General features: G+C 35.6%; 10 protein-coding genes and 1 CRISPR repeat array (1 of these 11 running past the window's edge). Of the genes, 7 read left to right on the plus strand and 3 right to left on the minus strand.

The genetic code is table 11. The features are described 5' to 3' along the window. Positions 1–163 precede the first annotated feature (163 nt). Genes GJU43_RS13590 through GJU43_RS13600 form a run of 3 tightly spaced genes read left to right on the plus strand, consistent with a single transcriptional unit; the run spans position 164 to position 3,363 of the window. Positions 164–1,351 (plus strand): FAD-dependent oxidoreductase, encoded by a 1,188-nt coding sequence (locus tag GJU43_RS13590; protein ID WP_154341299.1) that lies wholly within the window; start codon positions 164–166, stop codon positions 1,349–1,351. Positions 1,352–1,362: 11 nt separating this feature from the next. Then, a complete protein-coding gene (locus tag GJU43_RS13595) occupies positions 1,363–3,123 on the plus strand; it encodes an FAD-dependent oxidoreductase (RefSeq protein ID WP_154341300.1) in 1,761 nt (586 codons plus the stop codon). Positions 3,124–3,156: 33 nt separating this feature from the next. Beyond that, positions 3,157–3,363 carry a hypothetical protein gene (locus tag GJU43_RS13600; protein ID WP_154341301.1) on the plus strand — a complete coding sequence of 69 codons (207 nt, stop codon included), beginning with the start codon at positions 3,157–3,159 and terminating at the stop codon, positions 3,361–3,363. A 273-nt stretch (positions 3,364–3,636) separates the two neighbouring features. On the opposite strand, the gene GJU43_RS13605 is transcribed toward GJU43_RS13600, so the two are convergent. From GJU43_RS13605 to GJU43_RS13615, 3 genes are all read right to left on the minus strand, one after another. Continuing rightward, positions 3,637–4,104, minus strand: a complete 468-nt coding sequence (locus GJU43_RS13605) for a VOC family protein (RefSeq protein WP_154341302.1) — start codon at positions 4,102–4,104, stop codon at positions 3,637–3,639. A 204-nt stretch (positions 4,105–4,308) separates the two neighbouring features. Continuing rightward, positions 4,309–5,205 carry an alpha/beta fold hydrolase gene (locus tag GJU43_RS13610; protein ID WP_154341303.1) on the minus strand — a complete coding sequence of 299 codons (897 nt, stop codon included), beginning with the start codon at positions 5,203–5,205 and terminating at the stop codon, positions 4,309–4,311. A 105-nt stretch (positions 5,206–5,310) separates the two neighbouring features. Beyond that, on the minus strand, positions 5,311–6,450 hold the full coding sequence (locus GJU43_RS13615) for an AraC family transcriptional regulator (protein WP_154341304.1): 1,140 nt from the start codon (positions 6,448–6,450) through the stop codon (positions 5,311–5,313). A 352-nt stretch (positions 6,451–6,802) separates the two neighbouring features. Between GJU43_RS13615 and GJU43_RS13620 the strand changes: the two genes are divergently transcribed. The 4 genes from GJU43_RS13620 (at position 6,803) to GJU43_RS13635 (ending at position 12,480) form a co-directional block, all read left to right on the plus strand. Then, entirely contained in the window at positions 6,803–8,176 is a 1,374-nt protein-coding gene (locus GJU43_RS13620; RefSeq protein WP_154341305.1) for a hypothetical protein, read from the plus strand. Positions 8,177–8,538: 362 nt separating this feature from the next. Continuing rightward, entirely contained in the window at positions 8,539–11,922 is a 3,384-nt protein-coding gene (gene cas9, locus GJU43_RS13625; RefSeq protein ID WP_154341306.1) for a type II CRISPR RNA-guided endonuclease Cas9, read from the plus strand. A 50-nt stretch (positions 11,923–11,972) separates the two neighbouring features. Beyond that, positions 11,973–12,212, plus strand: coding sequence for a CopG family transcriptional regulator (locus GJU43_RS13630; RefSeq protein ID WP_154341307.1), 240 nt, complete (start codon positions 11,973–11,975; stop codon positions 12,210–12,212). Next, positions 12,205–12,480 carry a type II toxin-antitoxin system RelE/ParE family toxin gene (locus GJU43_RS13635; RefSeq protein ID WP_154341308.1) on the plus strand — a complete coding sequence of 92 codons (276 nt, stop codon included), beginning with the start codon at positions 12,205–12,207 and terminating at the stop codon, positions 12,478–12,480. Before GJU43_RS13630 ends, GJU43_RS13635 begins: the two co-directional genes overlap by 8 nt. A gap of 96 nt (positions 12,481–12,576) precedes the next feature. After that, positions 12,577–13,821: a CRISPR direct-repeat array (repeat unit 36 nt; unit sequence GTTGTGGTTTGATTAAAGATTAGAGAACACGATATT); it runs 2,211 nt beyond the window's last position.

Genomic DNA, 13,821 nt, shown 5'->3' on the forward strand with positions numbered 1-13,821 from the left:
CATTTTTTTGTTTCCTTCCGTATATCGTTTGTCTTATGCCTTATAATCCCCGTTTGGTGTCATTTTTTTAGAATTGATTTTGGATCTCCACTACTTTAGATTGATCACAATGCTACTGTATTGTTCCAAATATATTTCTAAATCTGCTATAAAGAAGAAAACTATGAACACAGAAAACTACGATGTAATTGTTATAGGCGGAGGCGCAATAGGTTTAGCCACTGCTTATCAGCTCGGTAAGCGAAAAGCAAAGACTTTGGTGCTGGAACAATTTACTTTTGTAAATCAATTAGGGAGTTCTGCGGGCGTGTCACGTCAATTCAGAATCCCATATCCACAGCAATATATGGTACAGATGGCTCTGGATGCACAGCCATATTGGGATGAACTGGAAAAAGAAACAGATACAGAGTTACTTGATAAAGTGGGCACACTCTGGTTTGGAGATCCTGCAGTGCATTCAACAGAAGGAAACATCGCGGAAGCTGAAGAAGCACTAAAAGCTTTAAACGTTCCTTACACGACCCTAACCGCAAAAGAAATCGAGGAAAAATATCATTTTAAAAATTTACCGGAAACGTACACCGGACTTTTTCAGCCGGATGGTGCCAGCATTAATTTTAAAGCCACGATTGAGACCCTCTTAAAGCTGTGCAGGAAAGAAGAGACCGTTCGCCTGGAAGAGAATTCGCCAACACTTAAAATCAATCAAATTGGTAAACTCTTTGAAGTCATCACGCCAAACGGAATTTATATCACCGAAAAACTCGCTATCATTCCCGGTCCTTATATCAATAGTGTAATCAATTTACTGGACTTTAAAATAGAGGCTACCTACTGGAACATGTCTTCGTCTTATTTTAAGAAAATAAATCCGGACATCCAATATCCCACCTGGTTTGTATTTCAAAATGCAACAGGCGAAAATGGCAATCAGTTTTACGGGTTCCCTTCCGTTGATTGGGATCATCCGGAATACATTCGAGTCGCTCCCGATTTCGTTATAAAACCGCTGGAAGAGCCTGGTGACAGAACCTTAATCCCTAATGAACAGGAATTGGGCTATACTTCAGAATGGGTAAAGGAACATATGACCGGATTAAGCACAGAACCCGAATACACTTCAACATGTCTGATTGCCCTGAGTAAAATACCAAATAAAGAATTGCTGATTGATTTTGCACCAAGCTATGTACCCAATCACAAAAACATCGTCGTATACGCCACCGGATGGGCTGCAAAATTCACCCCTTTCTTAGGTAAAATCATGTCTGATCTTGTACTGGACGGACACACCGATTTTGATATTAAACCTTTCCAATTAGGACGCAAATTCTTTAAAGCAATTTAAAAATATAGATTATGGATAAAAATACTCCTTTAAACTCAGGAATGAATCCTGATTTAAAAACAGAAGTAGCTGTCATTGGCGCCGGAATGTCCGGATTATACACTGCTTACCGTCTCGTAACGGATAAAAAGTATAAAGCTGACGAAGTGCAGATTTTCGACATGAACAGTAAATTAGGAGGAAGACTGGAATCTGTAATTATGCCGGGAATGAATTTCTGGGGTGAATTAGGAGGCATGCGTTACCTTACTTCACAAGAAATTGTAACCACATTAATTGAAGGCTATGTACCACCGGAAAATCCGAACATACGCATTCCTGTTCTGAAAGACAAAATGACGCCAGTTCCATTTCCTATGGGAGAATCCTCAAAACTATTAATGTATCTGAGAAAAGAGCGTTTTAAACAGGATGCCTGGAACGTAGCGCAGGAGCAGAATCAAAAACTGCCAACCCGATATTACCTGAATGACAATGATTTTGGCTTCAGTTCAGATCAGTTGTTCAATAAAATCATTTATGATGTTTTAATGGCCGATTCGTGGGTGGCTGCAAAGTATGGCAAAAAGATTAAGCAGGGCCCTTCAATCTATGATTATGCCTTTGAATTAACCAGTAGAGACTGGGATGATATAAAGCCTAAATTGGTATACAATTTTCCGAATTCTCCCTACAACAAACGTAAAGTAAACGATTTGGGATTCTGGAATTTAATCAAAGACCAGGTTTCACAGGAAGGATATGAATTTTTAGCAAATGCCGGAGGATATTATTCGAATACCATCAATTGGAATTCAGCAGAAGCTTTTCCTTATATGGTTGGGGATTTCTCTGCAGGAACCATTTACAAAACTATTGAAGAAGGGTATGACAGCATCGCTTATGCGATAGCAAATTCCTATACAGATCATGACGGTGCCTGCATCTGGTCTGAAAACAAACTGCTTACTTTCACAAAGGAACATCCTTCAAAAAGCACCCATAAATACCAGCTGACTTTTCTGAACCTAAAAACCAATACAGAATGGAACGTGTATGCCAATACCTTAGTTCTTGCCATGCCGAGAAAATCGCTGGAACTTTTAGATCAGGAAAATTTCTTTTTCAATTGTAATGAAAATTCGGTTTTAAATACCAATATCCGCTCCGTAATTATGGAACCGGCTTTTAAGATATTAATGGGCTTTCCCTATCCGTGGTGGAAAGAATTGGGAATTGATTCAGGACATTCCATTACCGATTTACCAATGAGACAGTGTTATTATTTTGGCACAGATCCCGAAACTGATAATTCGATGTTGCTGGGAAGTTATGGAGATATGGAAACGGAGACCTTCTGGAAAGCACTTTCTGATGATAAAGTACTTTTTGAGGTAAAACCGGCAAAATCAGCATCATTAAAAGAACTGCATGAACTAAATGATGTTCAGGCTACTAAAATGATGGTCGGAGAGGTAATGAACCAGCTTCGCGAACTGCACGGCCCCGATGTAATCATACCGGAACCTTATGTAACTTATTTTAAAGACTGGACAGATGACCCTTTTGGTGCAGGATATCACGCCTGGAAAGCCGGATTTTCTGTTGAAAACGTAATGCCTTACATGAGAAAACCGGTAGCTGATGAGCAGATCCATATTTGCGGAGAAGCCTATTCAGATCAGCAAGGCTGGGTTGAAGGTGCTTTCTGTGAAGCAGAAAAAATGCTGCAGGAATATTTTGGACTGGATCGCCCCATCTGGCTGTCTCCGGATTACTATCTGGGATGGTAAGGTTAACTTTTATAAAAAGAAAAATCGAGAACTATGGGCGGAGCCGGTGCCAGTGAAACCAGACCTATAAATCTTGACAAACCTGCGCCTGACCGGATATTTCAAAAACTGGATTGTCTTACTGATACTGATAAAAATAAAATCTACACGCAGCGAATATTGGCGCATCCTTTATATCCTTATTCCGTAAGGCCTGATTTACGACTTCGTGATGCCAACAAGGGAAAATATAAAAAATAATGTACTGATCAAGATGTTTCTGATGAGCAGAGAAGTGTAATTCAAGAACAGTTTTTTAACGCTAATAAAAGCAAAGCTCCTGCTTCAGGATGTCATTACCATAAAGAGTAAAGATTTGAAAAAAAGATGCTTAAAAACCATAAAAGTAAAAGACTGATAAAGTCCAATTCCTATGAAATGCCCCCATAAAGTGAGATACTTTTTGGGGGCATTTTTATTTCAGTGGATTTTTTGTTTGGTTAAAAACAGCGCTAATTAAAAGAGTAGTTGTTTTTAAATTGGAGAGCCCGGAAAGGCTTCGGATATAAATTGCTGAAGCCCTGCTTCTTCAAGTATTTCAATTGAAAATTCGCCAAAACGTTTTGGAAGCCAAATTATTCGGATTCCACTTGGGGAACTTAGGCTTTCCCGTGTTAAAACAGTTCCATTTTCATCCTCCGGCTGGACACCCGAGGCTACTAATTCGTCAAAGGCTGCTTCAATATCCGGGGTCGAGTAGCAGTGGCGGTAAATCGTTCCTTCACCTTTTGTATCCAATAGATTTTTTAGATTTCCGGAAAAAGGCTGCACAAGCATAAAACGCTCCCTGCCAATTCTTAAAACGGCATAAGTTACATGCAGCTCACCTCTCTCCCAAGTGAATTTTTTGGAGATCTCGGCCCCAAGAATTCTTGCATAATAGGCACAGGCAGTCTCAAGATCTTTCACTAAAATATCGATGTGGCTAAACTTAAGGTCCATTGGTGCACTTGTGTTTTGGTTCGGTTGATTTTGCGGGTTTAATGAAGCTAATTCTGGGCTAAAATAAGGCTTTGAAAGTCATTTAAAAATAAACAGCATGTTTTTTTAATAATAATCTGTTTTTAAACCTGCTGTTTTTATATAGGTTGAAAATAAAAATCATTTAGCCGGCTTTCGACTTCTTCTCTTTATTATCGGTACATTTTAAAGAGGCAGTTTTGATAACAATAATTTGATATTCCCTAAAACAAGTTCAGGCTCTTCAAGCTGGATAAAATGTCCCGATTTTACCGTTGTAATATGTGTGAAATCTGTCACGCCGGCTTTTAATGCTTCTTTAGAGTCATACCATAATTGTCTGTCGGCGGCATCATGTTCGGGATCAATTTTCATACTTGTTATGGCAATAACCGGAACGTCCGGCAGATTAGGCAGCATTGCGGCGTATTTAAAATCCGCAATGAGTTGCAGTGTTTCTTGTGCGATACCTGAATTTACACCATACGTATTTTTATAGTTATTGTAAAAGACATCGATCTGGTCCTGTGAAAAATGATTGTACTTTTCGTGAGAAGCATCAACAAATACTAAACCGGCCACTTTTGCCGGATTTTTTATAGCATAATCACGAATGATCACACCTCCTAACGAATGCCCAACCAGTATTACTTTTCTGCCTTGTGCAAACTGATCTACGACTTTTTCAAGCTCAGACCGTAAGGTATTTATAGTTCTGGGTGCTGTGCTAAAACCTGATTTTCCATAGCCGGCCCTGTCATATAGCAAAACATCCGAATCTAAAAAATGGGCTATCGACAAGATCTCTGATGATTCTCCGGTGCTGTACCAGGAGGTGTGGTCATTTCCATGACCTGATTCAAAAACAACCAGATATTTCGATTTATTGGAAACCGTATAGCTCATGAGTTTATGAGTTCCTAAGTCTACAGAAGTTCCAGGATATTCCCCGACGGTCTTTTGATCATCATCTGAGCAGGAACTAAAAGAGAAAGCACAAATAGTTATTATAAAAATACAGCGTAATCCGCCTTTGTGCAGCTTTAATTTTGCGAGTGTGTTTTTTAAGATTGTCAATAGCATTTTGGGTTTGTTTTTAAGTAAATTCGATACAAATATTACTATTATTTGCCATCCTAAAGTTCGGATTGATAAATCAGAACCTATTCTTAAAACCTCAAATGCTATTTATATAGTTGTGGCAGCTGTTTTTTTAAATTCAGAAGGAGTCTGATTGGTGCTTTTTTTGAAAGTAGTGTTAAAGACGGTCTTCGAATTAAAACCGACTTCAAACGCAATTCCCAATAAACTTAAATGCTCCATATCAGGATTTTGAATCAGTTTTTTGGCTTCTTCGATTCGATAGCGGTTAACGAACTGATAAAAATTTTCATCACAGCCTTTATTGATAATGTAAGAAAGAATATGAGATGAAATATCCAGTTGGGAAGCCAGTTTGAATAAACTCAATTCGGGGTCCAAAAAAGGTTTTTTATCCTCCATTACCTGAATTAAAATGGATTTCATGACTTCTAAATCCGTATCCGAAATTAGTTTTTTCTGGTTTACCTCCGGAATTGAAGCTTCAGTGATAAGGACTTCAATTTGTTCTTTTTCACGTTTATCAGGCTGATAAAATTCCTTTTGTTTTAAAGAAAAATAGGTAATAAAAAAAATCGCGCCCAAATAAATCAGACTCGCAAAATGGTCAAAAAAAGCATTGGTTTTTGCGGCTTTAAAAACAATATCAAATAACCAGAGAGTAGTGATTATCAACACGCAAATTACCACCTTCTTTAACCATTTTAAATTGATTGCAGTGGTATTGGAAGTGTAAAGGAACAAATGCTTCTGATAAGCGGTAATTTCACGGTACGCCGCAATACAATACGCAGTGACCTGAAAACAAAAAACAAAATTAAAAACGACACTAATTACGGCAGCATTCTTTTTATCGGCTGCTGTAGGAGGCGGTACTTCGATCAGGAGTGAAAGAGAGAGTAATAATAAAATGATCAAAGCAAATGCAAAATGCAAATGATCTTTTACCCGCCATTGCCTGTCAGGCTGAATAAAATAAAGGATACTAAAATAAAAAACAGGTGCGACTATAAAATCGGTTATGCCCAGAAAATCATTGAGAGGCGTCCTCGTTTTCAAAAACTCAGTTTTCTCCAGTAAATCGTTGAACTGAATCAGGAAAATACACAAAATAAAGGCGCCAAACCATCGGTTAACGGTTCCATTTGCCTGATTAATATTGGCAAACAGCAAAAAAGCCAGTAATAAAGTTGTTCCCGCAACAAAGAAGCTCAGTAGTTGATCCATTAAAAGCAATTTTTAAATCTGATATTTTTAAATCGATTTTGTAAAGATAAAATTACTACTATTTATTTCAGTATTGCGGGATGCTTTTTCAAGTCTTTTGCTGCACTGAATTCAAATCGCAAGCAGCCCCCTGTTATTTTTTGTTCCGCTGCGGGCAGAAAGATCGTTTAAATTTAGAAGTATAAAACATTATTCCCAGTAATTAACTGATAAAAACCACTTGTTACAGTAAGCTGCCATTTATTGTAAGTAGGAAACCTTGCGGCTTATTAGGTTATAAATTTGCACCCGATTAAGAAAAAGCATAGAATTTAAACTAAATTTTTTTTAAACATTTTAATAAATACTGAAAATGAAAAAAATACTATTTTTAAGCTTCGTTTTAGCTTTTATGTCTTGTTCTAAAGATGAAAATGAAGCTGTTACAGAGAATATCAAACCAGGCTTGGCAGAAGAAGTGAATGCTGATCCGTTAAGTGGGTATTCTTCTTTTGAGGTCACATTACCCGAGAACCTGAGAGCACTGACTTCGGCTGCAAATGCGACATTTGCGGTTTGGCCAAGTATTTTCTTTTCTGCAAACGACGATAATACGATCGATGTTTACTGGGAGGGAAGCAATACGGCACTGGATGGACACAGGCATTTTACAAAGATTTCATTGCAAAGCAAGCAGATAGTGGCGGAGAATCCGCTGCCGGCAGCTTTAAATCTTGGGAATACCCGCTTTTTGGGTTACGATAAAATCAGTGGAGGGCGTTATATAATGGGAACATCAGATGTAAATCCGGATAATCAGTTGCGAAAAAATCCGAAGCTGTATTGTTTTGACAGTAATGGGACTGTAAAATATACTATCGATCTATGGAAAGACTGCGATCCGGCCAATATAGCGACAGGTCAGGCCGGACAGGCTATAATGACATACAATAAAGCAGGGGATACTTTCGGGGTTTATATGGGACACCGGGCCTCGGGACATCAGGCCGGCTGGTTAGGCTTCTACAAAGCCGATACAGGCGAAAGAACTCAATTGAGAGACTGGTATATTTCTCACAACTTCGACCAGAGACTTCTGCCGCTTCCGGATGGTCGTTATGTGGCACTTGCTCATGGCGATGCACTTCCCAAACGATCTTTGTTCGTAGAGGGCTGGGATGTTAATAAAGGAAGATTGAACTGGCTCAACTACTTTGATATTCCAGGAAATAGTGGTGATAATGTCACAAAATCATCAACCGGAGAGGTCATTAATTTACCGAATGGTAACGTGGCTATTGTCTATGCTACCCAAAGAGACCATAGTACAGATAAAATAGTTCGTGATGTTCGTGTTGCTATTGTTTCCGGTATAGGAACCAGTGCACAGAAAGTAATTAAAGAGAATTGGTTAACCAACTATGCCAATACTGAGATTGATGAAACAGCAGGCTGGGGGATGCAGATTGGAACTTATTCTGAGGACAAGCTGTTTCTAGCCTGGAATGTTTTTAAGACGCAGCAAAGTAATAAAATTGAAAAGACCACTTTTGCCCTGCTGGACAATGAAGGAAATCTGTTAAAAACAAAAGATACCCTGGTAAATACTTCAAAAAAGGAAGGAATAAAAATGATTCAGCCCGCGCAGACTATGAGAAAAACCACTGACGGGAAGTATTTGATTTTCCTTTCCGAAGGTTCTGATTCTAATAAGTTAAGGATTAATATGATGCAGGTAAAAAAGTAAATAGCTTAGGGAATGTTTTGAGATGAGGTTTTACAAAAAAAACTTGTAGTTAACTGAAAAGAAGAGATGATCTTGATGGGTCGTCTCTTTTTTTTTTGGTTTCTGAATACTTTCAATTTTATCTTAAATGATTTTGTTTTAAAGCTACAAGTAAGCTGTCTTGAAATAAATAAAAAAAGTCCCACCGAAGCAGGACTAAAGATTTTCATCTACGGCATATAGCCTTATTGTGATAAGATTAAAGATTAGAGATTTTAATCAGTTGTAAATATATAGAAAAATTAAATTGGTTTGAATAAGGAAAACCGTAATTACTTTAATTTTTTTTATAGTAAATTCAGTGCAGATTAAATTTAAGAAATATGGCAAAGATTTTAGGATTAGATTTAGGAACTAACTCGATTGGATGGGCATTAATTGACGATAAGTTAAATAAAATTTTAGGTATTGGAAGCAGAATATTTCCAATGGGAGTCGAGAATCTTGGCGATGGTGATAACGAAATGTCTAAAAATGCAAGCAGAACAGGGGCAAGAGGAGTTCGGCGTCAATTTTTTAGACGAAGGTTAAGAAAGAAAGTATTACTAAAATCACTTTCAGAAAATAAGATGTGTCCGATAAGTTCCAAAGATTTTGAAGATTGGAAACAAACTAAACAATTTCCGTCTGCTTCATTAGCAACTTGGTTTGCAATGAATCCTTATGAATTGCGTCAAAAAGCATTGAAAGAGAAAGTAAGTTTAGAAGAATTAGGTCGAATTTTTTATCATTTAATTCAAAGGCGAGGATTTTTAAGCAATAGCAGAAAAGGGGGAAGTGATGATGGAGCTATTTTTAAAGGAAATGCAAAAGAAGGAAAGATAGGAATTGATGATACATTAGAAAGCATTGAGGGTAAAACTTTAGGCTCGTATCTCTATGAGATTTATCCAAAAGAGAATCAACCGTTTCAGGATGGACTAGAAAGAATCAGAAATAGATATACTACTCGTAAAATGTATATTGACGAATTTGAACTGATTTGGGAGAAACAGTCAGAATTTCATTCGGTTTTGAATTATGATTTAAAAACAATTTTTGGAGGTAGAAAACAAGATAATTACACAGAAGACGGTATTTTATTTCATCAAAGACCTTTGCGTTCTCAAAAGCATTTAGTTGGAAACTGTTCTTTTGAACCATCAAAAACTAAATGCCCTATAAGTGCTATTCCTGTAGAAATGTTTAGAATTTGGCAATGGGTTAATACAGTTGAATATAATGCGAAGAAAATCTCTGAAGAAGAAAAAGCTAAATTAGTTGAGCAATTGCTTTCATTTGATAAAATTGAATTTAAAAAACTACGAAAAGCCATCGGGAAAGAAAGTGCAGAATTCAAGTTTAATTATAAAGATGACGATAAGATAGTTGGAACACATACCATTTCTAACTTATCCAATAAAAAGTTTTTTGGTAAAAAATGGTTTGATTTTTCAGATAAAGAGCAAGAAGATATTTGGCATGTCTTGTATTTTTTTGATAGTAAATCAAACCTAAAAGAATATGCCATTAAGAATTGGGAATTTACAGAAGAACAAGCAATTGCTATTTCAAAATTTAATGTTAAAGATGGCTATGCCAGTTTGAGCCGGAAAGCTATTGGAAATATTTTGCCTTTTCTACAGCATGGATATACCTATGATGTTGCAGTGGTTATGGGTGGGATTAAAAATACTTTTGGAGACAAATGGCAAAATGATACCGTAGAAAACAATCAAAGGCAACTCGATTTAATTGATAATATTGAAGGGATAGTCAGGTCTAAAATTTCAGGAGGTTTTATAGATACAATTAAGGATTTACTTCGTAAAGAATTTCAATTTAGTGATAAACAATTAAAGAAACTTTACCATCATTCTGCAACAATTGATTCTTCAGTGTTATTAGAAAAACTGCCAATAGGCAAAGGAGCAGACAAGGATATTCAAGCTATTAGAAATCCAATCGTAATTACTGCTTTGTTTGAATTGCGAAAATTAGTAAATGAATTAATACAAGAACACGGGCAGCTTGACGAAATAAAAGTAGAAATGGCACGTGACCTGAAAATATCAAAATCGCAACGAAATAAGATACGCAGAGATCAAAAACGACTGGAAAGAGAAAATGACAGAGTAAAAAAGGAAGTAGAAAAATACACAAGAGTTTCTCATGATAACATTCTAAAATTCAAGCTTTGGGAAGAGTGCAAGCAGACTTGTCCTTATACAGGTGTTGTAATTCCGGTTACTAAACTTTTTACAGGAGAAGTACAAATAGAACATATTCATCCGTGGAGTCGTTCGCTAAACGACAGTTTCAATAATAAAACATTGTGTTATGCGGATGAAAATAGACGAAAAGGAGACAAAACACCTTTTGAATTTTATGGCAATGATGAATTGGACTGGGTTGCCAGAAAAGAAAGGGCTTTAAAATTATTTTCCGATACCAAAGAATATCCAAATGCCTACCAAAAGTTTAAACGATTTGTACAGCAAAAATTTGATGACGACTTTTCTTCAAGACAATTAAATGATACCCGATTTATAAGTAAGGAAGCTTCGTCTTATTTAAAGCAAGTGTGTAAGAAAGTAAATGTTTCCCCAGGTCAAATGACAGCTAATCTGCGTCAAAAATGGGGATTGAATACGGTTTTGAATGATGAAAATGCCAAGACACGGGAAGATCATCGTCACCATGCCATTGATGCTTTGGTTATGGCTTGTGGAAAGACAAGTTATTTACAGGAATTATCAAAATGGAATCGGTATAATAGAAACTATGATTTAAAAGATTTTCCAATGCCTTGGGAAACGTTCCGATTTGATGCAGAAAAAGCAGTTGATAAAATATTGATTTCACACAAACGTATTTCTAATGATATAACGATTCGATATACTAAAGTAGAGAAAAACGGAAAAACATATACAAATAAAGGAGTTGCAGCGCGAGGGCAATTGCATAAGGAAACCGTTTTTGGCAAACGAAATTTTAATGGAGAAGAGGCATTTCATGTCAGAAAGGCAATTGATAGTTTAACAACCGAGAAACAATTAGAAAAAGTAGTTGATGAAGTTATTAGAAAATTAATTTATAAAAAAATTCAGGAACTTGGTGGATTTGTAAAAGGTGTTATTCCTGCTAATACTTTTTTTATTGTTGATGAAAACGGAGTTAAACAACCACAAATTTTTCTGCCAAATAAAAACGGTAATCCGGTTCCAATTTTGAAAGTCCGAATGAAAGAAAATATTAGTGGTGCTGAAAAATTAAAAGAAAATATAAATCAATGGGTAAATCCAAGAAACAATCATCATGTACTTATTTATAAAGATGAAAAAGGAAATTTTAAAGAAGATGTCGTTACATTTTGGACAGTTGTAGAAAGAAAAAGAATAGGTGATTCAGTTTATAAATTGCCAATGGAAGGAAAAGAGATAGTTGCAATTTTACATATTAACGATATGTTTTTGTTAGGATTAAATGAAGAAGAAATCAATTGGGAAAAACCAGATTATGAAGTTTTAAGAGATCATTTGTATAGAGTGCAAAGTTTGTCTTCTAAATATTATGAATTTAGACAATCTGTTAATGCGCAATCTCAAAACAAAGTTTCGCCGATTTATGAACAAATTAGAGGATTTGGTTTAGGTAAAACTGGTTGGGATTTTTTTAATCCAATCAAAGTAAAAATTTCAGTTTCAGGAAAAATTTCAAAAATATAATTTCATTTGAAAAAGTTTGGTGTAAATTTACACCAATTAAAATTATGGTTATGACACGACAAAGTATTTCTTTAGCCAATCAGAATGATGAATGGCTAAAACAACAAATTAGTAAAGAAGAATTTAGCAGTAAGAGTGAAGCCGTTAATTATTTAATCAAGCAAGCACGTGAGCGGGAAGAATATCACAACTATGTTCAAATGAAAATTGACAGAGGGATTAAGAGTGGATTCAGCACCAAAACAAAAGAAGAACTTTTAGAGGAGATTAAAACGCGATTAAATGTATAATTATAGGTTATCATTTGAAGCTGAAGAAGATATTATTCGCATTTTTGAGTATGGTTTAGGTAGATTTGGTCTGCAACAAGCCATCAAATATTATGATATGATGTTTGAATGTTTTGATAAGATAGCTTCTAATCCGTTTTTGTTTCCTGTTGTATCCAATTATAAAAATGCAGAGCGATTTTGTGTTTGTGGAGTTGATACAATTTACTATAATATCAAAAAGGAAGGAGTAGAAATTATTACCATAATTGGAAGACAAGATTATTAAAAGTTCATTGACATGATTTTCAAATTCTTAAACATCTCAAACCACGACTGAAAAGTATAGTATCTACCCAATAGGGTTGAAGATAGCCAGTTAACTGTTGTGGTTTGATTAAAGATTAGAGAACACGATATTAGAATTGATTTAGGTTCTAATTTTCCTCAGTTGTGGTTTGATTAAAGATTAGAGAACACGATATTATAAATTGCTTTCCTGTATCAGTTACTGTGGTTGTGGTTTGATTAAAGATTAGAGAACACGATATTCAATAGAAGGTACACCATTCACAATCGTACGTTGTGGTTTGATTAAAGATTAGAGAACACGATATTCAAAGCAGGAATAAAACTAACAAGTGAACGTTGTGGTTTGATTAAAGATTAGAGAACACGATATTGGAGAAGTGCTAAAAACAAACAACAAAAAAGTTGTGGTTTGATTAAAGATTAGAGAACACGATATTATAATCTATTAAACGAACAACGTATTTGTAGTTGTGGTTTGATTAAAGATTAGAGAACACGATATTTGGAGGTGTATCATTTGATGAAGCGAGCAGTTGTGGTTTGATTAAAGATTAGAGAACACGATATTAAAAGAGTTTAACGCAAAAGCAACGGAAGCGTTGTGGTTTGATTAAAGATTAGAGAACACGATATTAAACGCATACGGAAGTAACACAAGTTACTAGTTGTGGTTTGATTAAAGATTAGAGAACACGATATTATCCGATAAAAGTAGGTCAGTACTTAATAGGTTGTGGTTTGATTAAAGATTAGAGAACACGATATTAAGTTCAAGAATTTGAAATGATTGACAAAGTTGTGGTTTGATTAAAGATTAGAGAACACGATATTTGTTTGAGCAAATTATTGAAGATGATGATGTTGTGGTTTGATTAAAGATTAGAGAACACGATATTATTAATGGCGAATCACAACCTAAGCGGATTGTTGTGGTTTGATTAAAGATTAGAGAACACGATATTAAGCTTGATAAAATATATAAACGCAGTAGGGTTGTGGTTTGATTAAAGATTAGAGAACACGATATTGTAAGGAAAAGAAAACCCAGCTACCCGACCGTTGTGGTTTGATTAAAGATTAGAGAACACGATATTTATTTGATATGGCAGATTTATCAGGACTAGGTTGTGGTTTGATTAAAGATTAGAGAACACGATATTTTTCTCCCAATCAACCGTTAGGTTGGCATTGTTGTGGTTTGATTAAAGATTAGAGAACACGATATTCGAAAATATCTATTGTTTTCAACATCCTTGTTGTGGTTTGATTAAAGATTAGAGAACACGATATTTTAACTCCCCGGATAGTTCCAGTTCTT

Origin of the sequence: Flavobacterium sp. LC2016-23 (assembly GCF_009674775.1) — a bacterium.
Classification (GTDB): Bacteria; Bacteroidota; Bacteroidia; order Flavobacteriales; family Flavobacteriaceae; genus Flavobacterium.